The sequence below is a fragment of the Dehalococcoidia bacterium genome, assembly GCA_035310145.1.
Lineage (GTDB): Bacteria > Chloroflexota > Dehalococcoidia > CAUJGQ01 > CAUJGQ01 > CALFMN01.
In genome coordinates, this window is sequence record DATGEL010000093.1 from 40,723 (window position 1) to 59,285 (window position 18,563).

The 18,563-nt window shown below is 68.9% G+C and carries 18 protein-coding genes; 7 read left to right on the top strand and 11 right to left on the bottom strand.

Features of this window, described 5'->3' with window-relative positions:
- Positions 1 to 2: 2 nt before the first annotated feature.
- Positions 3 to 2,117 (bottom strand): S41 family peptidase, encoded by a 2,115-nt coding sequence (locus tag VKV26_17180; protein ID HLZ71638.1) that lies wholly within the window; start codon positions 2,115 to 2,117, stop codon positions 3 to 5.
- A gap of 384 nt (positions 2,118 to 2,501) precedes the next feature.
- On the opposite strand from VKV26_17180, the gene VKV26_17185 reads away from it, so the two are divergent.
- A complete protein-coding gene (locus VKV26_17185) occupies positions 2,502 to 3,377 on the top strand; it encodes an enoyl-CoA hydratase/isomerase family protein (GenBank protein HLZ71639.1) in 876 nt (291 codons plus the stop codon).
- A 17-nt stretch (positions 3,378 to 3,394) separates the two neighbouring features.
- Here VKV26_17185 and VKV26_17190 read toward each other — a convergent pair whose 3' ends face one another.
- From VKV26_17190 to VKV26_17210, 5 genes are all read right to left on the bottom strand, one after another.
- Positions 3,395 to 3,724 carry a hypothetical protein gene (locus VKV26_17190; protein ID HLZ71640.1) on the bottom strand — a complete coding sequence of 110 codons (330 nt, stop codon included), beginning with the start codon at positions 3,722 to 3,724 and terminating at the stop codon, positions 3,395 to 3,397.
- A 51-nt stretch (positions 3,725 to 3,775) separates the two neighbouring features.
- Positions 3,776 to 4,519 carry a ParA family protein gene (locus VKV26_17195; GenBank protein ID HLZ71641.1) on the bottom strand — a complete coding sequence of 248 codons (744 nt, stop codon included), beginning with the start codon at positions 4,517 to 4,519 and terminating at the stop codon, positions 3,776 to 3,778.
- A gap of 170 nt (positions 4,520 to 4,689) precedes the next feature.
- Complete coding sequence (locus VKV26_17200) at positions 4,690 to 5,490, bottom strand: FHA domain-containing protein (GenBank protein ID HLZ71642.1); 801 nt, start codon at positions 5,488 to 5,490, stop codon at positions 4,690 to 4,692.
- Positions 5,491 to 5,607: 117 nt separating this feature from the next.
- A complete protein-coding gene (locus VKV26_17205) occupies positions 5,608 to 6,945 on the bottom strand; it encodes a VWA domain-containing protein (GenBank protein ID HLZ71643.1) in 1,338 nt (445 codons plus the stop codon).
- 30 nt (positions 6,946 to 6,975) lie between these two features.
- Positions 6,976 to 8,826, bottom strand: a complete 1,851-nt coding sequence (locus tag VKV26_17210) for a protein phosphatase 2C domain-containing protein (protein HLZ71644.1) — start codon at positions 8,824 to 8,826, stop codon at positions 6,976 to 6,978.
- A 221-nt stretch (positions 8,827 to 9,047) separates the two neighbouring features.
- Between VKV26_17210 and VKV26_17215 the strand changes: the two genes are divergently transcribed.
- Positions 9,048 to 10,079, top strand: a complete 1,032-nt coding sequence (locus VKV26_17215; GenBank protein HLZ71645.1) for a phosphotransferase family protein — start codon at positions 9,048 to 9,050, stop codon at positions 10,077 to 10,079.
- A gap of 15 nt (positions 10,080 to 10,094) precedes the next feature.
- Here VKV26_17215 and VKV26_17220 read toward each other — a convergent pair whose 3' ends face one another.
- The 4 genes from VKV26_17220 to VKV26_17235 form a co-directional block, all read right to left on the bottom strand.
- Complete coding sequence (locus tag VKV26_17220; protein HLZ71646.1) at positions 10,095 to 11,006, bottom strand: ABC transporter permease; 912 nt, start codon at positions 11,004 to 11,006, stop codon at positions 10,095 to 10,097.
- A gap of 100 nt (positions 11,007 to 11,106) precedes the next feature.
- The gene (locus VKV26_17225) at positions 11,107 to 12,057 is read right to left on the bottom strand and encodes an ABC transporter permease (GenBank protein HLZ71647.1); all 951 of its coding nucleotides are present in this window, start codon (positions 12,055 to 12,057) and stop codon (positions 11,107 to 11,109) included.
- A gap of 112 nt (positions 12,058 to 12,169) precedes the next feature.
- Positions 12,170 to 12,376 carry a hypothetical protein gene (locus tag VKV26_17230; GenBank protein ID HLZ71648.1) on the bottom strand — a complete coding sequence of 69 codons (207 nt, stop codon included), beginning with the start codon at positions 12,374 to 12,376 and terminating at the stop codon, positions 12,170 to 12,172.
- A gap of 31 nt (positions 12,377 to 12,407) precedes the next feature.
- Complete coding sequence (locus tag VKV26_17235; GenBank protein HLZ71649.1) at positions 12,408 to 14,255, bottom strand: ABC transporter substrate-binding protein; 1,848 nt, start codon at positions 14,253 to 14,255, stop codon at positions 12,408 to 12,410.
- Between the two features lie 223 nt (positions 14,256 to 14,478).
- On the opposite strand from VKV26_17235, the gene VKV26_17240 reads away from it, so the two are divergent.
- Complete coding sequence (locus VKV26_17240) at positions 14,479 to 15,438, top strand: DinB family protein (protein ID HLZ71650.1); 960 nt, start codon at positions 14,479 to 14,481, stop codon at positions 15,436 to 15,438.
- Positions 15,439 to 15,466: 28 nt separating this feature from the next.
- On the opposite strand, the gene VKV26_17245 is transcribed toward VKV26_17240, so the two are convergent.
- Positions 15,467 to 16,486, bottom strand: a complete 1,020-nt coding sequence (locus VKV26_17245; GenBank protein ID HLZ71651.1) for a D-glycerate dehydrogenase — start codon at positions 16,484 to 16,486, stop codon at positions 15,467 to 15,469.
- 180 nt (positions 16,487 to 16,666) lie between these two features.
- On the opposite strand from VKV26_17245, the gene VKV26_17250 reads away from it, so the two are divergent.
- The 4 genes from VKV26_17250 to VKV26_17265 all read left to right on the top strand — a co-directional run bounded on the left by VKV26_17250 (position 16,667) and on the right by VKV26_17265 (position 18,548).
- Positions 16,667 to 16,888, top strand: a complete 222-nt coding sequence (locus VKV26_17250; GenBank protein ID HLZ71652.1) for a hypothetical protein — start codon at positions 16,667 to 16,669, stop codon at positions 16,886 to 16,888.
- Between the two features lie 251 nt (positions 16,889 to 17,139).
- Positions 17,140 to 17,364, top strand: coding sequence for a hypothetical protein (locus tag VKV26_17255; protein ID HLZ71653.1), 225 nt, complete (start codon positions 17,140 to 17,142; stop codon positions 17,362 to 17,364).
- Between the two features lie 68 nt (positions 17,365 to 17,432).
- Positions 17,433 to 17,624 (top strand): hypothetical protein, encoded by a 192-nt coding sequence (locus VKV26_17260; GenBank protein ID HLZ71654.1) that lies wholly within the window; start codon positions 17,433 to 17,435, stop codon positions 17,622 to 17,624.
- Between the two features lie 3 nt (positions 17,625 to 17,627).
- Positions 17,628 to 18,548, top strand: a complete 921-nt coding sequence (locus VKV26_17265; GenBank protein ID HLZ71655.1) for a cobalamin-binding protein — start codon at positions 17,628 to 17,630, stop codon at positions 18,546 to 18,548.
- Positions 18,549 to 18,563 lie beyond the last annotated feature (15 nt).

Genomic DNA, 18,563 nt, shown 5'->3' on the forward strand with positions numbered 1-18,563 from the left:
AATCAAACGCGGCGCCGGCGCAGGACTGCTGCCCCCAGGCCCACACCAAGCGCACCGACTAGGACCGCGGCCACGATCGGCAAGCTCCCTTCGCGGCCGGTGCGTGGCGCCGCCGCAGGCGTGACCCGTGCCGGTGCAGCAGGCTCCGTGCTGCTGGCGGCCGCGGCGGTTGCCTGCGGCGCCGCCGCGGAGGCCGTGGCCCGTGCCAGCAGCGTCTGAACCGGCTCCATGCGCAGCGGATAGCGGTCGAAGAGGGCGTTGATGCCCTGGCCCAGCACGGAGATCACGTCGTCGCGCTCGGCGCCGGGCATGGCCGCGTAGGTTACGGAGACCACGACGTTGCTCCGTTGCCAGCGATAGGTCGTCGCGCCGGCCTCCATCCACTGACCGCGATAGGCCATGGTCGGCGTGCCGAGCGGGAAGCGCGGCTGCGCAGGCTGTTCTAGCTCTGGAAAATCGTTCGGGGCGAGCGCGGCGGCAGCGCCGTCCGGCGTGGTGTACAGATCGAACGTCGCGGTCAGGCCGAGCGCGTCCGGCAGGTCGATCACGTAGTCCTGCGACTGGCGCCCCAGCCAGCCGCGGCCTCGCATCGTCTCCGCCAGCGCGAGCGGATCCTGGCTGCTCACATCCACAACCGGGGCGGGGCTGTTCAGGCTTTGCACGGCGCCGCGGTGGGCGTTGACCCTGGTTGCGCCCAACTGCATCCAGTCCATGTCCGGCGCGTACTCGTTGAGCAGGCCGTAGATCGTCTCCGGCGGCACCGGCGTGCTGTTCGCTTGAAAGGCCGGCGGCGCCGGGGCAGCGGCCAGCGCCTGGACCGCGGCGTCGAGCTGCGGATCACGCTCCGTGCGGTAATCGTCCGCCGTGCGCGTGTCGGACGCCTCGACGTCCACCGCGAGACCCAGACGATCCACCGTCTGGCCGCCGCGAGCCGTGCGGACTTCCGCCATCGCGATCTGCAGCGCGGCGTCTCCAGGCAGCGGCAGGAACTTCGCCGTGGCCAGCGCGCCCGCGCTGCGCTCGCCTACCAGCACGGCGCGGCCGGCCTCATGCAAAGTCGAGGCCACGGACTCCGACGACGATGCCGAGTTACCGTTGATCAGCACGGCCAGCGGCAGTTGCACCGGCCGCATGGAACCGCTCGCCACGCCTTCCACCAAATGCCCACGTTCGTCGTAGTGCGTGACCGTCAACGTTGTGCCGGGCAGAAAGCGGCCGAGCAGGCCATCCGCCGTGGCGACGGCGCCGCCCGGGTTGTCGCGCAGGTCGAGCACCAACCCCTTCGCCCCGCCGCGTTCGAGCTGGTTGAGCTGCTGATCAAGGTCGGCAAGCAGCAGGCGGCCGTTGCTGTTGGCGAAGCGTGAGCTGGCGAACTCGCGCAGGCGGATATAGCCCACGTCGCCCGCCAGCATGCGCGTGGTCAGCGCGGGAAAGGCGTACCAGCCGCCCTTGAGCGTGAAATTCGTGCGAGTTCCGGCGCGGTCGATCGTGACCTTGACGGTCTGCTCATCTTCGCTGAAGGCATCGTCGATGAAGCCCTGTTCGGCGTCGGCGGGCACGGGCGCATCGTCCATGGCTACGATCACGTCCCCGGCGTGCAGGCCGGCGAGCTTCGCCTGGCCGTCCGGCGCCAGCTCAGTGACGATCCAGGGGGCATGCTCGGTCGTGTGGATGCCGATGCCCCACTCCAGCTCGCGCCCACCGTCATCTCCGAAGCCGACGCCGACGCCGGGCACGAACTGCGTGTGCTGCTCATGCACGCTGGCGGCCATGCCGTTGGCGACCGCGTAGGCGTAGGTCCGTGCTTGGCTCGGCTTCGGCAGCGTCGCGGCGAACCGCCGATACTGCGCCGAGAATGCGGCGAAGGCGGCGTCAGCATCCGCGGGCAACGGCGTGAGCGGCGGAACCTGGGTCTTCCGCGCCGCCGAGGAACGTTGCAGCGCCTCCCAGCCCGCCGAGAGCAGCGCATCGGGATCGAGCGGCTGGTAGAAGAACTGCAGCAGGTCCGTGTACTCGGCCTGCAGCATCGCCAGCCCCTGCGCGGCCGGATCGCCCGCCGCGCGAACGCGCCGGCCACCGAAGCTGAGCAGCAGCGCCGGCACGGCCAGCAACACCATGAGCCTGGACCACCGCCGCATCGATTCCTCTCTGTGTCTCGACTGCCGTGGTGAGTGTCGTCACGCGGGCGCGCTCGCTTCAGTACGCCGGCGAACCGGATCCGCAACCAGCAGCGGCTCTCCGCCTGCCGCTGGTCCGCTGGGCGCCGCCGGCGACAGCCGCCGTCGCGCAAGGCCGCATCGCGGCCGACCCGAGAGGCGGCCGCGCGCGGCAAGATCCGCGGCTCTTCGGCCGGCGCCGATCGCTGCCACAAAGTCCGTGCTGAATCGTCCGCCGCGCGGTAGGATGCGGCTGCAGCGAGGGTGTGGGGCGTCCGCGCCGGCGAACTCGGCAGAGGCGCCGGACCAGGGCTTCACCAGGCAGAACAAACCAGGAGGGGCAGCGTGGCGGGCACGACGTACGAAGCGATTCTCTACGCGGTCGACGGGCCGGTGGCGACGATCACACTCAACCGGCCGGAGGCGCTGAACGCGATCAGCCCAACGCTCGAGGCTGAGCTGCACCTCGCGCTCGACGAGGCAGACGCCGACCCGGCCGTGCGCGCCGTCATTCTGACGGGCGCGGGCCGCGCCTTCTCGGCCGGCTACGACATGGCCGGCCGCAACGAGGACGGACGCATGGGGCCGCTCGATCCCGGCGGCATCAGCCATGCCGAGTATCTGCGCTGGTGGCACGGCAACGACACGCGCAATGTGCAGAAGCTGCTGCACCTCTGGTATTTGACCAAGCCGGTGATCGCCGCGGTCAACGGCTACGCGATGGGCGGCGGCTTCTGGTACTCGACCGCCTGCGACATCACCATCGCCTCGGAACGCGCCGTGTTTGCCCAGCCCGAGGTGCGCCACGTCTCCAACAGCACGTTTCTCTTCGCGGCGTTGTGCGGCTGGAAGGTGGCAAACCGCTACGTGCTGACCGGCGACCACATCGACGCGGCCGAGGCGTTGCGCATCGGTCTGATCAACGAGGTCGTCCCGCACGACGAGTTGCTGCCCGCGACGCGCCGGCTTGCTCTGCGCATCGCCGCCGTGCCCGAACCGTCGGTACGGCTGAACAAGCAGGTGACGACGTACGGTCTGCTCTCGGCCGGTGTCGCCTCGGGCATGCTGGTCAACGGCCCGCTCTCCGCCCTGGCGCACAGCTCGCACGGACCCGAGCGCGAGCGGCTGTACGAGGCGCAGCGTCAGGGCGGTATGAAGGCGTTCCTGGCCGCGCGCGACCAGCCCTTCCACCCCGAGCCCTTCGGCCCGAAGTCGCGCTAGCCGCTGTGCCCTGTTCCCTATGAATCCTCGGCGCCGAACAAGGTCTTGCGATAGAGCGTGCCGGACTTGGTCTTCTCCAGCCGCGGCGCCAGCGTCAGCTCGCCGCGATCGATGCGCCGCAAGAACTCCTCCAGGGCGAAGTGCACCACTTCGGAGGAGGAGATCTCCGTGCTCGCCGCCAGCAGGCGGATGCGCTCTTGCAGCGCTTTGGGCAGGTAGTAGGTGCCCTTGTCGGGCAGCACGCGGGCCGGCTTCTTGGGCCGCACGCCGAGGCGGCGCACCTGCGTCTCCGCCTGGGCACGGCTGAAGGGATCGTCGCCGAGGCCGGCGCGGCGGCTCATCGTCATCGTTTGGCAGATCCTTCTCGGCAGTAGGCGGCGGGCGTCGCAACCATGCCTTCAGGTGTGCGCCACGCGGTCGGTGAAGCGGGCGTAGTCCTCGGCGCCGATCGATTGCGGCGCGTATTCGTAGATCGTCTTGTGGTGACCCGCCGCCTCTGAGACGCGCACGTTCTTGCGAATCGGCTCCGCCACGATGCCGTCGTAGTGTTCGGCAAGCAGGGCGACGGCGGCGCGGCTTTTGCGGTCGCGCGCGTCGTAGAAGGTCGGCAGGATGGCGCGCACGCCCAGCGCGTAGCCCTCGCGCTGCATCTCGTCTACCGTGGCCAGGTGCTCCCGCGCCCCGTCGAGCGCCAGGTAGTCGCAGGAGACCGGCAAGATGACCTCGGCGGCCGCGACCAGCGCGTTCATGTTCAACACATCGAGCGAGGGAGCACAGTCCAGCAGCACGAAATCGTAGGCACGGGCAACAGGCCGCAAGGCGTTGAGCAGCAGCTCCTCGCGCCGGCGGCGGCTGGTCAGTATTTCCTTCGCCTCGGCCAGGTTCTTGGCGGCCGGCAGCACAGCCAGCCGCGGCCGCACCCGGTAGATCGCCGCCTCCGCGGCCAGGCCGCGCACGAGCACGTCGAAGACCGTGCGCTCTGGTTCGAGGCTGAAGTACTTTGCGATCTGGCCCTGCGCGTCGAGATCAACGAGCAGTGTGTTGAAGCCGGCGGCCGCAAGCCCGGCGCCGAGATTGACGACCGTGGTGGTCTTGCCGACGCCGCCCTTCTGGTTGGCGACGGCGATCGTTCGCGCAGCCAAGCGCTCCTCCCCATCTCCTTGGCCCTCCGGGCGCCGAACGCCGGCACGTGCCGGCAAAAGCCCCCGGCAGCGACCGGGCGATGCTGTTATAGCATAACAAAACTGCCGGGCAAAGGCGGGACTTGACCGCTTATCGCCTGGGCGAGCGTCGGAACGAGGTCGCGCAAGGGCTACGCGACGTGCACGGTGATCCGGCAGGTGCGGCCAAGCACGATGATGTCGCCGTCCTTGAGCGGTTGCGGATCCTTGGCGAGCACGGCGGCGCCGTTGATCGTGCTGCCGTTGGTCGAGCCCAGGTCTTCGAACTTGAGCACGTCGCCCTCGCGGAAGATGCGGCCGTGGCGGCGCGAGACGGCGTGCACACGCTCGCCCGCCTCGATCACGATGTCGTTGCCGTCGAAGTCGAGTTCCGGGTAGATGCCCGACTCGGCGTCGCGCCTGCCGATCGTCACCTCGTCGCCCTGCATCTCGTAGCGGCTGCTGGCGGCGGGCCCGCTCAGGTCGAAGGCGATCTGCAGCCCGGACGGCGGGGACGGCGGCGCGGGGATCGACATCGTCGGCGCCGCGGCGCTATCGGCGGGCGCGGGCGCGGGAGCCTGCTGATCGGTTGGGACAGCGGCCTGCGGCGGGGTCGCGGGCGTCGTGGCGGCGGCGGGCGCCGCCTCCGCCGCTGCTCCGGCGGGCGGCTGGTCGGTAAGCGGCTGGCCGCAGTTGTCGCAGAAGGCGCCCGAGACCGGCGCAGCGGCGCCGCAGTGCGGACAGGTGGTCGGCGTTGGCGGCGTCTGCAGCATGCGCTGGAACTCTGCGTCGGAGTACGCGAGCGAGCCAGCGCCCGCGGGCGAGGAGCCCGCGCCGCTGGCGCCGGCGATGGTGGCCGCCGCTGCCGCCGGCGCCGCGCTCAGATCGCTGCCGCAATCGAGGCAGTACTGCTCGCCGGCCGGATTCTCCTTACCGCAGGCTGGACATTTCATCGTTCCGCCTCGATTGCGACCCCTCGGCCGCCGGTGTGTTGGTTGGACTCCGCCGCCTCTATGCTAACCGAAGCGGCAATTTCTGCGGAAGGCGTCCGCCTTCGCGGCGTGACGGGCTTAGCTGAGTTTGGTCGTGCCACGCGTCTGGTCGCCGGCCAGCTTGCGGGTGCCGGAGCTGACCTCGCCCTGGCGCACTTCCGACTGCATCTGCTCGATCGCCGCCATGTCGCCTTGCAGCTTTGCCGTGGCCGCGCTGTCGCCGCGCTGCTGCGCCTGCGAGAGCAGCTTGCCCGTCACCTGGCGCGCCTCGTCCAGCAGCTTGCCGGTCTGCGCCGCCTGCTCGCCGGAAAGCCGGCCGGTCTGCGTCGCCACCACGGCCTGCTTGATCAGGTCGGCCTTGCGAAGCTCGCCGGCATAGTGATCGACCTGCACGTTGACCTGCGCCGCCAGCGAACGGTCCTCCGTGAACTCCACGAACACCTGGCCGCCATCGGGCCGCTCCGACTGGTTGTAGGCGTTGGCACCGGGCATGTCGTACGCGATCTGCATGAAGCCGGGGCGCTTCTTGCCAGCCGCGGCCTGCGGCGGCATCGAAAAGCCGATGAGAAAGTCGCGCTCCTCCTCCGAGGCCAGATTCGGCAGGGAGATACGCACGTTGCGCTCGTCCAGGCGGTTCACCTGCAGGTCCACCGCGGCGGGGAAGACCTGCGAGACCTGGCCGATCTGCACGTTGGCGATCACGGTGAGCTGCAGCGTGGCGTTGGTGATCGTGACGCCCTGCGTCTCCTGGAACTCCTGCGTGAGGTTGTTGACGAGCTGCTGCGAGTCCTGGATGTAGCGCGTGTTGCCGCGTGTGCGGTCGGCAATCTCGCGCAGCAGCACCTCGTTGTAGGTCTCGCCCACGCCGTAGGTCGAGATCGGCATGCTCTGCTCGTTGGCGTAGAAGTTGTTTTGCAGAAACTCCTGCAAGGGGCGGGCGTCGCTGCTGTCGTTCTGGCCGTCGGTGAAGAAGATGATGCGGCCAGCGCGGTTCTGAAGCACCGCCTGCAGCCCGCGGAAAGCCTCGCGCAGCCCCAGCGACATGTAGGTGCCGCCGCCGGCGCGAATGCGGTCGATCGCCGCGTTCGCCTGTGCCTTGCCGCCGGCGTCCATCACCGCGGGTCCAAAAGCCGTCGCCGCGGATGAGGAGAAGAGCACGAGCACGATCGTGTCGTCCGCGGTGGCCAGGTCCACGATCTCACGCACGGCGTACTTGGCCCACTCGATCTTGGTGCTGCCCTGCATCGACTCGTTCATCGAGCCGGAGACATCGAGCACGATCGCCGTGGCACGCTGCGTCGTGCCGCCCTGCACCGGCGCCTTGACCGAGGCCAGCGCGTAGTTAGCAGTGTCCGCGTCGCCGACTGTCACGTACGGGCGCAGCACCTGCGTGTTGACGCTGAACTGGTTCGCCACACCCATCCTCCTGCTCGCCCGCGCTGGCGGCTACTCCATCGCCACGAGCACGGCGGTGATGTTGTCGAACCCGCCGCGGTCGAGCGCCGTTTGCACCAGCTCGTCCACCGCGTCGGTGAAATCGTCGCCGTGGCCGCAGATCACGCGCTCCATGTGCCCGTCCGGCTCGGCCGGCGGCTCAAAATACATGTAGAGGCCGTCGCTGCAGACCAACAGCCGGTCGCCGGGCGCCAGCTCGCGGCGAAATGTCTCGAAGCCGGGGTTGTCCGTCGGCGGGTCGCTGGCGCCCAGCCAGCGGGCGATCACGTGGGCGCGCGGGTCGAGCCGCGCCTGTTCAAGCGTCATGCGGCCCGCGTCCACGACCAGGTTCACCCAGGAATGGTCGCGTGTGAGCGGCACGCAGCCCTCGCAGGTCACGCCGTAGGCGCGCGAATCGCCGCACCAGATGCCGGTAACGGTGCCGCCGACAGCGCAGGCCGCCACCAGCGTCGTGGCGTTTGCCTCGTCAAAATTGTCGTAGGGCATGGCGCTCACCTGCTGGTGGGCGACCTGGCCGGCGTCGAGCATCAGCCGATCGGCACGGTCGGCGTCGAAGTCCCGGTCGCTCCAGTGTGCCGCGATCGCGTCGTGCAGCAGTTGCACGGTCAGCGCCGAGGCCTGTTCGCTGTGCTTACCGGCGCTGACGCCGTCCGCGACGACTGCCAGCGTGACGGGCGTGCCGTCCCAGCGCTGCCAGGTCCAGACGCCGCCCGCGTCCTGGTTGACGGGATGATGGTGGCCGATGTCGGTGAGCCAGGCGGTGCGGTGCATCGAGACGAGGCGTGTGGCGGCGCCGGCGGCCAGCAGCGCCCGCACGTCATCGAGGTCAGCCGGCCGCCGTGCCGGATCGTCGGCCAGCAGGCGGACCATCGCCTTGTGCCAGGCACGCGGATATCCGAGCGCCATGTTTGTGCAGGCGTGCATCACCGCCGCCGCGGCATATGCCCCCGCACGCCAACCGTCCACGTTCCGCTCGCCGGCGCGGATCTCCGGCGCGAGGAAGGCAGGGTCGGCCAGCAGGCCGGAGGCGAGCGGCAGGGCCGGCGCCGAGGGCTGCGGGACGAAGGCGCGGCCGCTGGCAACCACGACCTGCGCCGGCGACAGCAGCAGCAGCCGGCCCGCCTGCGACGCCCGTTGCGCCACGAGCAGCAGGTCGAGCAGCAGGGCGCCCGCGTCGCCTGAAGTCAAGCCGTCCGCCCGATCGAGCGATGCGAAACTGCCCGGCGGGCGGCTCAGTACCGCGTACGGCCCACGGGTGGCGTCGGCGCCACTCGCCAGCACGGCGGGAATCAGCGGGCAACCCGCGGCGCTCGTCAGGGCGGCCGGGTCCAGGGCGGCGATGGTCGAGGTGAGCGCGTCGAGCTGCGCCTGCTCGCCAAAGCGCAGGACGGCGCTCGCCTGCGTCTCATCCGGCCGGCGTACGGTGCAGGTTTGCGCATCCAGCGCTTCGGCCACCACGAAGCCCATGAAGCTGTCGCCAGGGGCCAGGGGCCGGCCACCGGCCGGCTTCGCCTCGCCGCAGTCGGCGCAGTACTGCTCCGCGTCCGGGTTCTGATGGCCGCAAACGCAGATCCAGGCATCGAGTGGCTGTGTCTCAGCTTCCGCGGGAGCAGCAGAGGGCGGATCGGGCGCCACCGGCGGCTGCGAGCCGGCGGCTTCGGCGGGGGGCGGCGCAGGAGCGGCCGGTGCGGGCCGCACTTCCACGGCGGCTACGCCGCCGGCGGCGACGGCAGCCGGCTCGGCTTCGCGCTGTGCCGCTGGCTCGGCGAGCGAGGCGCCGCACTCTTCGCAGAAATTGGCGTCGGCGGGATTGGAGGCGTTGCCGCAGTGGGGGCAGGCCATACGGTCCTCCGGCGCCGGCCGGGCCGGGCGCCGCGGTGTTCGCCAGGGGTGCGTATTTCTCAGTGTAGCATGGCGCTCAGAGGCGCTTGACAATGCTGCAAGGCGCGGCGGCAGCAGCAAAGAGGGGCAGATGCGGCATCCGCCGCGCACACCTGCCGGCCGGCGGGCGCGCCACGATACCGATTGGCGGCGCCATCCAGGGCCACGGAGGAGCATCGTACATGCAAACGCTCGACGATCTGCACGCCCGCCTGATCCCCTTCTGCCGCGCGCAGACCGGCGACCCGCAGGCTCTGGTCTCGCGCGTGGAGGTGATGCCGGGCCACGCGGGCTTCTCCTACGGCTTCACCGTGGACTACCGGGCCGAGAGCGGTCCGCACAGCGAATCGTTCGTGCTGCGCCTGCCGCCGCCGAACGTGAAGCTGGAAGGCACCGCCGACGTGCTGCGCCAGGTGCGCGTGCTCGGCGCCGTGCGCGGGTCCGGCGTGCCCGTGGTGCGCGTGCGCTGGTCGGGCGACGACCCGCGCTGGTTCGACCGGCCCTACTTCGTCGTGCCCCGGCTCGCCGGCGACACGCTGCGCACCACGCCCGGCGAGTGGGGCGCGGCACTGCCGGCAGAAACGCTCAGTTTCATGGCGCGGCAGGCGATCGAGGCGCTGGCGGCCCTGCACCGCATCGACTGGCAGCAGGCGATCCCCGAGTGGGCGCCGCCGCTTGAGCCGGAAGCCGACGTGCAGCGCTGGGACCGTTTCGCCGAGCGCGCCGCCGACCCAGAGCTGGTGCGACTCTGGCCGGAGCTCAAGCGCCGGCTGCTGCAGCGGCTGCCGCGCGAACCGCGCATGGGCATCTTCCACGGCGACTTCCAGTGGTCGAATCTCTTCTACGCCACGAGCGACCACCGCCTGCTTGCCGTGATCGACTGGGAGCTGGTGGGCATCGGCCCGGTGCTGAACGACCTGGGCTGGATCATGGTCTTCAGCGATCCACAGAGCTGGGCGCATGCCGGCCGATCGACGGCGCCAATGCCCCTGCCGGCAGAATTGCAGGCCGTCTACACGGACGCGTTCGGCGCCGATCCGGGCGACGTGGCCTGGTACCGGGCGCTGGCGGGCTACAAGTTCGCGATCATCGGCGGCTTCAACCTGATGCTGCACCGCCGGGGCAAGCGCCACGACCCACACTGGGAGGAGCTGGCGCCGTCGATCCCGCGGCTGTTCGCGCGCGCGATCGAGGTGCTGGACGGCGCGCGTTGATGCGTCCTCCTCCGTTCAGCGCACGCCGCGCAGGCGCGGGTCGAGCACGTCGCGCAGGGCGTCGCCGAAGAGATTGAAGGCGAAGACGGCGAGGCTGATCGCCACGCCGGGGATGATCGCCAGGTGCGGATAGGTTTCGAAGTAGCCGCCGGCCGCCTGGTTCAGCATCGAGCCCCAGGCCGGCGTCGGCGGCTGCACGCCGAGCCCGAGAAAGGAGAGCGAGGCCTCGATCAGGATGGCGATGCCGAGCACGAGCGACGCCAGCACGATGATTGGCGCCATCACGTTGGGCAGGATATGCCGGAACATGATGCGCGTGTCCGACGCGCCGACATTGCGCGCCGCTTCCACCCACGAGGTCTCCTTCGCCGCCAGCACGGAGCCACGCACGATCCGCGCCGGCCGCGCCATCAAGCCCACCGAGATCGCGATGAACGCCTTGGTCAGGCTCGGTCCCAGCGCCGCCACGATTGCCAGCGCCAGGATCAGGCCGGGAAAGGCCTGGAACGCGTCGATCACGCGCATCAGCACCAAGTCGATCGTGCCGCCGAAGTAGCCGCTCACCAGGCCGATCACCGAGCCGATCACCACGCCGATAAAGGTGCCCGCGAAGCCAACGTAGAGTGAGACCCGCGCGCCGTAGACGATGCGTGCGTACAGGTCTCGCCCGAGCTGGTCGGTGCCCAGCCAGTGCTGCGCGCTCGGGGTTTGCAGCTTCTCCCGCGGGTGCACGCGCTGATAGTCCGGCGTGATCGCGGGCGCGGAGAGCGCCGCAACGATCATCAGCATGATGATTACGGCGCCGAACGCGCCCAGCGGCTTGGCACGGGCAAAGCGCAGCACCGCATGGCCGCAGCGTCCTGGCAGCGAGCGCTCGGTCGGCAACAGTGCCTGTTCGCCAAGGATCAGGGCCTCGCTTGCGGCCATCGCAGCCCTCCGTGGCCGGCCAACCGATGGTTTCTTCACCCGCCCATGAGCGCGATGCCATCGGTGTCGTGCGACCGAAAAGCAGGTTTCGCAACCATGGCTAAGCAAACTGAATGCGCGGATTCAGCACGCCGTAGAGCAGATCCGTCGCCAGGTTAAACAGCAGCACGACCAGCACGATGAAGAGAATGGCCGTTTGCACCACGGGCCAGTCGCGCTGGTTGATCGCGTCCACCACCAGGCGGCCCATGCCGTTCAGCCCGAAGACCACCTCGATCAGCACGGTGCCGGTAATCAACGTGCCCAGCGAGACGCCCCAATACGTGATCACCGGGATCAGCGCATTCTTCAGTGCGTGCCGCCAGAGCACACCGCCTTCGCGCAGCCCTTTCGCCCGCGCGGTGCGGATGTAGTCCTCGCGCAGCACCTCGAGCATGGTCGTGCGCACCAGCCGCGTGGTGCTGGCAGAGAAGCTCAAGCCGACGATCAGGGCCGGGAACACCATCTGCACCGCGTTGCCGCCCGGATCGGTGAACGGGTTGACGAAGCCGCGCGGCGGGATCCAGTGGAACCACTTACCGAGAAACACGATCGTCAGGATCGCCACGAAGAAGCTGGGAATGGAAAGAAAGCTGATCGAGACGATCCGCGACAGGTAGTCGAGCCAGGTATCCTGGCCCACGGCCGAGATAATACCCAGCGGCACCGCCACCAGCGCCGTGACGATGAAGGCCAGCACGCCCAGCTCAAGGCTCACCGGAAACGTCTGGCGAATCGCCTTCGTCACCGGCTCGTGCAGCCAGAACGAGCGTCCCCAGTCGCCCTTGAGGCCGTTGCCGATCCATGAGGCGTACTGCACGACCACCGGCCGGTTGAGGCCGAGCTCCTTGCGCGCCTGTTGCAGCTCGGCAGCCTGCATCCCCTGCCGCTCGCCCATCATCGTCACCAGCGCATCGCCGGGAATGACGCGCAGGATGAAAAAGGTAAAGACCGAGACGAGCAACAAGACGGGGATGCAGGCGAGCAGGCGCCGCTGAATGTACGTCGCCATGGCGCATCGTCCTTTAGACATGGTTTCAAAACCGGCTCGATCGTCGTGTGCTGCGCGTGCATGACCACCAGAATGCCGGTTTTGAAACCATCTGTTAGCCAGTCCTCGATCGTCAGGTGCAGCAGCCACTGGGCGCGGGGTCCAGCGAAAGGCCCAGCCGCTGCACGCGGTCGAAGAAGCCATCGCGAATCGAGGCCACGTCCTCGGCGCTCAGCCCCAGCCGCGCCAGCTCGTCATCTGAGAGCGCTTCATAGCGCCGCTGGGCGCTCAGATCGCGCGCGGCTTCTTTGGCCAGATCGACCATCACTTCCAGGCTCATGACTGTCTCCTCTCCCGCTGCCAGGCGTCGATCAACTGGTTTTGTCCAGCCAGACCGAGCGGATCTGCGGACAGGCATAACAGACGCCCTGACCGAGGAAGCCGTGTGAGCGGTAGTTCTTCACGTAGGACGGCCAGGCATCACGGATCCATGCCTGCGGCAGCCACACGTCGTAATTCTGGTCGAGCAGATAGTTGTAGATCTGCAGCAGGATCTGCTTGCGCTTGGTGGCATCCAGCTCGCGCCGCTGTGCGTTGAGCATCTGATCGAGGTTCGAGTCCGCGACGTTGTTGTAGTTGAAGCCGCCGCCGGTGACGTACCAGGGATAGATCCAGCCGTCGATCGAGAACTGCGCCGGGCCCCAGACCATGTTGGCAGCCTCGTTGAAGTTCCTGTTCGCCAGCAGGGTGATCGCCGTCGGGTTGTCGACGTGCCTGTCGGTCACACTGACGCCGATCTGACGCAGATTGTCCTGAAACGGCGCGAACAAGTCGCGACCGGAGGTAATGTAGTACTCGACGATCTCGAAGCCCACGTTGTCCACGCCGGCCGCCTGCAGCATCTTCTTGGCTTCACTCGGGTTGAACTGATAGGTCGGACCCTGGCTTTTTGCCGTTGGGAACGAGTCGAAGATGAACGACCAGGGGATTGCGGTGGCGCTGAACCCTTTGTTCAGGCTGTCGTAGAACAGATCGTCGTACGACTGACGATCGATGCCCATGCTGATCGCGTTACGTACGCGCTTGTCCTTGAACTTGGGGTTGTTCATATTAAACATGAAGCCGTTGACATTGCCGCCACGCGAGGTCGGCAGATCGAGCCAGACGGTGTCCGGGCTGTTCTTGAGCAGATCTTCGCCGTCCGCCGTGTCCAGCGGCTGATACCAGAACCAGTTGCCGGAGCGGAAGCCGGCCTTCTGCGTCGCCGTGCTGTTTTCGACGAACGCCTCGACGCGATCGGCATAGGGCAGCGGCTTGCCGTCGGCGCCCATCTCCCAGTAGTCTGGGTTGGCATGGAAGACCGAGCCCTGCTTCGGCGTCCACGAGTCGCGGATGAATGGGCCGGTGCCGATCACCTCCGTCTGGATCTTGTCGCTGTTCACATACAGCTCGCGCGGCTCGATAAAGGCGAAGGTGGCGATACTCGCGGGAAAGTCAACGTAGGGCGCCTTCAGCTTGACGCGCAGCGTGTTGGCGTCGGGGATCTCCATGCTGTCGACGAGTGAGAAGTAGTCCTTCTGCACGCCGCCCGCCGCGTAACGCTCGAACACGAGCTTGACGTCCTCGGACGTGAACGCGCGGCCGCTGACCGGCGCGACGTTCTGCCACTTCACGCCTTTGCGCAGCGTGAAGACGAACTCGGTGCCGTCCTGCGCGGTCTGTTCCCATTTCTCTGCGAGGTCGGGCTCCAGCTCGAGCTTGAACGGGTCGGTGGCCGGCCCCAACTTTTCTCGGATCAGCCGGTTGTAGACGAGTGAGCTCGTGTCGTAGATGGTGCAGGAGAAGCCGCGCGTATGGTCGAAGTGCGGCGGGTCCAGGTAGCGGAACTTGACCGTGCCGCCGCGCTTGACACTCTTCGCGGCATTGAGCTCCTCCTGGCTCGCGGCAAGCTGATTCTGGTAATGGCCGGGCTTGATCTTGTCCACGGCGCCGGACTGCGCGGCCACCGTGCCGCCGGCCGTGGCGGCGCTGATCGCCGGAGCCGCGGTGCCGGCCGCCGCCGGCGCGCCGCTGTTGGCCGGCGCCGAAGATCCCTTCTTGTTGTTGCTGCCGCCGCACGCGGCAACCAGGGCAACGGCGCCGATGGGCACGCTCGTTTGCAAGATCCGGCGGCGAGGAACACCGCGCGACTTTCGCAACCAGTAGTTGTCACCGCTCATCGGCCTGCTCCTTCAGCTACACCACGCGTCTCCTCCACCGCCGCCAAACTCTCCGCTTCCGCGGTTGGCAGCCATTCTACCCGTCTGGTCAAGTCCTGTGGGGCCAGTTTCCTGAGCGCCACGATTTCGAAACATCGGCAGCGGAAATGTTCGCGAGTCTGGCGCGACTGCGCCCAGGCCGCTAGCATTTCGTTGCGATCGGGCCCGGGCGCAGGAGGGGACGATGAACCGCGACGAACTGATCGAGCGGCTGCGCGATTCCGGTGTGGCAGGCCTCGCGGCCATGCACGCAGTTCCGGCAGCAGCGCTTTCGCGGGCCGGCTACGAGAACGGCTGGACGGTGCGGCAGATCATGGCGCACGTCGCCTCGATGGAGTTCACCTACCGCCGGCTGCCCGATGTGGCCCGCGGATCGCGCGATGCGCAGGCGACGGCCGGCGGCGGAACCTTCGACATGGACGGCTACAACGCTCGCCAGGTCGAAAGACGCGCGGAACGGTCGCCGGCCGAGCTCGCGGAAGAGTTTCTGCGCGGCCGCGCCGCACTGATCGTGCTCGTCGCCGGCCTGGACGACTGGGTGCTCGCCGTACCGATGCGCTCGGCCGGCGGCGTCAGCGGCACGCTGGCGGAGGTGATGGCCGGCACCGCCGCCGCCCATGTGCGCACCCACTGCGGCGACTTCGTCCGCGCCGGCGGCGCCGAAGCGGGTACGGGCGAGCGGGTCGCGGCCGGGGTCTTGCTGAGCGCGGAGGAAGCCGCGGTGCACGTTGAACCAGTGCCGGCAGAGCGCTGGCGCGCCCGCGCAGGCGCCGATGCCTGGTCGGCGGCGGGCATCAGCGGCCACCTGATCGAACTGCTGCCCTACTGGGCGACGAAGCTGGAGCAGGTGAGTCAGGACGCGTCCTTGCCCTTCAGTCGCGCCCTCGACGCGCCGGAGCGGCTGGGCGGCGTGGTGAACGGCGAGGCGCTGGCGCCCGCACAGGGTGCTGCCGAACTGCGCCGCGCGTCCGCCGCGGCCGCGGCCATCCTGCGGAGAATGCCGGCCGCCGCCTGGCGGCAGACAATTGCGCACCCGCGACTCGGCGCCGTTTCACTCGAAGCGGCGGCCGAAGAGCTGCTCGTCAGCCACGCGCGCGAGCATGTCGCGCAGATCGCGGCCGCACTGGCGAGCGCGGCGGGCTGAGTCACACTGCCAGCGCCCTGGCGCGACCCTACTCGCGCATCTCCTGCGCCGCCAGCACTTCGGGATTCACCATCGTCTCGGGCACACGGCCGCTGACGGCGGCGACGAGGTTGCGGCCGGCCAGCTCGGCCATCGCCTGCCGTGTCTCGATCGTGCCGCTCGCCATGTGCGGCGCCACCAGCAGGTTGGGCGCGGTCAGCAGCGGATCGTCCGCGGGCAGCGGCTCGACCTCGAAGACGTCCAATGCCGCGCCGGCGATCTGCCCCTCGTGCAGGGCGGCGGCGAGGTCCGCCTGGTTCACCACCGGCCCGCGCGAGGTGTTGATGAAGAAGGCGCTCGGCTTCATCAGCTCGAACTCGCGGCGGCCGATGTGGCGGCGGGTTGTCTCGTCCAGGAAGACGTGGACCGAAAGGAAGTCCGCCTCGCGCAGCACCTCGTCGCGCTCGGCGTAGCTGGCGAGCCCTTCGTCCTCGGCCTTCGGGTCACGGATCGGGTCGTAGTAGACCACGCGCAGGCCGAAGCCGCTGGCACGCCGCGCCACGGCGTGGCCGATGCGCCCAAAGCCGAGGATGCCGAGCGTCTTGTGCTTCATATCGGTGCCGATCGTCATCGGCTGGCCGCCGGCCCAGCGGCCCTCGCGCACGTGCGCCTGGCCCTCGATCAGGCGCCGCGCCAGGGAGAGCATCAGCAGATAGGTCTCGTCGGCCACCGCGTCGCTGAGCACTCCGGGCGTATTGCAGACCAGCAACCCGTGCGCCGTCGCGAAGGGAATGTCCACGTTGTCGTAGCCAACGCCGAAGTTGCTCACGACCCTGAGCTGCGGGTTGGCGAGGATCAGCTCGTGGTCGAGCTTCACCTGGTTCGACGTGAGCAGACCGACGACGCCGGGCAGCACCCGCGCCAGCTCCTCGCGCGGCACACGCCCTTTGCCCGTCCAGCGCTGCACATTGCAGGCCGCCTCGACCGCCGCGAGAACGTGATCGTGAATCGGCGTGGCGACGTAGACCGCGGGGCGCGCCGCCGGGTCGCCTTGCTGATCTGCACTCATGGCCGCTCCTTCGCACGACTGCATCGCGCTTCTCTTCGGCGCCGAGCATGGCACAGCGCCGCGCAACATGCACCGGGCCGGCGCGGCTGGCGCAAGCGACGGTGCGCCCCTAGCATAACGGTGAAGGCAACGCCGCGGCGCCCGGGCGTCGGGCCTCGCGGCAGATACGGAGTCAGCCCGATGGGACGTGAGCAGCTCGAAGCGCTCGTCACGGTCTTGCAGCAGCAACTAGCCGCCGGCACGCAGACGGTCGCGACCGGCACCTGGGATATCCGTTACGACAAAGACCGCAAGGCCTTCTACTTCGACAAGTGCGAGTTCGGCGGCTACTGCGAGGAACGTCCGGCCGTGATCAGCGTCACGGGTGAGGTGCTTGACCCGGGTGGCCCGTTGCTCGGCTGACCAAGACGACGGTGAATCGTCATAAGACGCGAACGCGAGCATTTACGAGCCAGCGGGCGGACGGACGAGATTTCCTACGGCCCTGGCGGCCGGTATCGCTGAGACGGCGCTGACACACCCCCTGGCACGGCTTGACGTTCTGTTAGGGAATAACAGTACGATGCGGGCGTCATAACACCGTCCCGTCAGCTTCCTGACGCGCGGGTTCATCACGTCGGCTCCGCAGATCGGGCTCGCGGTGAGGCAGGGCCATGCCCGCGTTGATCGTGCTCTTTGCCCTGGCGGGATTCGCACCCTTCAGCATCTTGATCGTGAGCACGGCGCGCGGCGCGATACGACGGCTGCGCGAACCCCGCGGCGCCGGGGGCTCTGCTGCCATCTCGCAGTTGATGCTCGCGCTGCTTTCGGCGATCGACACCGGCTTCGTCGCGCTGGCGCTGCGCTCCGCTGTCCTCCCGCTGCATCCACCGGGCTGATCGGCGGCCACGCTGCGCGGCGTGGCCGGCTCGCGGCGCGCTTCCACGAGACACGCGGGGGTACGAAGGTGAGCTACAGCGTCGTGCGTCGCCAGGGAATCACCGAGACGATCACCTGCCAGCTCGAAGCCGAGTCCGCGGTGCAACTGCTCAAGGACTGGGCGCGGGTCTACCCTCAGCAATTCCTGCTGATCCGCGACGACGCCGGCCTCGCCGTCGCCTTCCGCCGGCCGGGCGCGCAGCCCGCGCTGGCGGGCTGAGGCGTGCGCATCTGCTCATTGCTGCCCTCGGCCACCGAGATTGTCTGCGCACTCGGCCTCGAAGGCTCGCTGGTCGGCGTCACGCACGAGTGCGACTTTCCGGCTGCGGTCCGCTCCTTGCCCCGCGTCACCCGCAGCGCGATCGAGAGCGACGGGCTCAGCAGCAGCCGCATCGACGCGCTCGTCGCCGCGCGCGTGCACGACCATCGCGGACTCTATGCACTCGACCGCGATCTGCTCGAACGGCTGAACCCGGACCTGATCCTCACCCAGGAACTGTGCGACGTCTGCGCCGTCTCCTACGCCGAGGTGCAGGAGGCCGTGCGCGCCCTGTTCGGCGAGCGCAGCGTGCTCTCTTTGGAGCCGACCCGCCTGGACGAAGTCTTCGCGAGCATCGAGCGCGTCGGCACCGTAACGGGACGCGAGCGCGACGCCGCACACCTGACGGGGTGGCTGCGTGCGGAGCGAGATCGGATCGCCGGCTTGCTCACCGGGATCGCAGAGCGGCCGCGCGTCGCCTGCATCGAATGGCTGGACCCGCCCTGGGTCGGCGGCCACTGGGTGCCGGAGATGGTGGCGCTGGCCGGCGGCACCGACGCGCTGGGCGAGGCCGGTTCGCCATCCGTGCGTACGAGCTGGGAGCAGGTCGCCGCCGCGCGGCCCAATGTGATCGTAGTCATGCCCTGCGGCTTCGGCGTAGAGCGGATCCTGCGTGAGATCGCCACGCTTGACCTGCCGCCGACGTGGCACGATCTGCCGGCGGTGCGCGCCGGGCGCGTCTACGCCGTGGACGCCAACAGCTACTTCAGCCGGCCAGGTCCGCGCCTGGTCGATGGCCTGCGCCTGCTAGCTGGCCTGCTGCATGCGGAGCGCCTGCCGCTCTCCGCCGATCCGAATCGCTGGCGGGCCGTTGAGGCCGGCTGAGCGGCGGCGTGGCGC

What these genes read in the sequence shown, in the direction of transcription:
- VKV26_17180 (HLZ71638.1), bottom strand. Translation starts at nt 2,117, where the DNA reads ATGGTGTTGCTGGCCGTGCCGGCGCTGCTGCTCAGCTTCGGTGGCCGG.
- VKV26_17190 (HLZ71640.1), bottom strand. Translation starts at nt 3,724, where the DNA reads ATGACGATGAGCCGCCGCGCCGGCCTCGGCGACGATCCCTTCAGCCGT.
- VKV26_17200 (HLZ71642.1), bottom strand. Translation starts at nt 5,490, where the DNA reads ATGAAATGTCCAGCCTGCGGTAAGGAGAATCCGGCCGGCGAGCAGTAC.
- VKV26_17210 (HLZ71644.1), bottom strand. Translation starts at nt 8,826, where the DNA reads ATGGCCTGCCCCCACTGCGGCAACGCCTCCAATCCCGCCGACGCCAAT.
- VKV26_17215 (HLZ71645.1), top strand. Translation starts at nt 9,048, where the DNA reads ATGCAAACGCTCGACGATCTGCACGCCCGCCTGATCCCCTTCTGCCGC.
- VKV26_17220 (HLZ71646.1), bottom strand. Translation starts at nt 11,006, where the DNA reads ATGGCCGCAAGCGAGGCCCTGATCCTTGGCGAACAGGCACTGTTGCCG.
- VKV26_17225 (HLZ71647.1), bottom strand. Translation starts at nt 12,057, where the DNA reads ATGGCGACGTACATTCAGCGGCGCCTGCTCGCCTGCATCCCCGTCTTG.
- VKV26_17230 (HLZ71648.1), bottom strand. Translation starts at nt 12,376, where the DNA reads ATGAGCCTGGAAGTGATGGTCGATCTGGCCAAAGAAGCCGCGCGCGAT.
- VKV26_17235 (HLZ71649.1), bottom strand. Translation starts at nt 14,255, where the DNA reads ATGAGCGGTGACAACTACTGGTTGCGAAAGTCGCGCGGTGTTCCTCGC.
- VKV26_17240 (HLZ71650.1), top strand. Translation starts at nt 14,479, where the DNA reads ATGAACCGCGACGAACTGATCGAGCGGCTGCGCGATTCCGGTGTGGCA.
- VKV26_17245 (HLZ71651.1), bottom strand. Translation starts at nt 16,486, where the DNA reads ATGAGTGCAGATCAGCAAGGCGACCCGGCGGCGCGCCCCGCGGTCTAC.
- VKV26_17250 (HLZ71652.1), top strand. Translation starts at nt 16,667, where the DNA reads ATGGGACGTGAGCAGCTCGAAGCGCTCGTCACGGTCTTGCAGCAGCAA.
- VKV26_17255 (HLZ71653.1), top strand. Translation starts at nt 17,140, where the DNA reads ATGCCCGCGTTGATCGTGCTCTTTGCCCTGGCGGGATTCGCACCCTTC.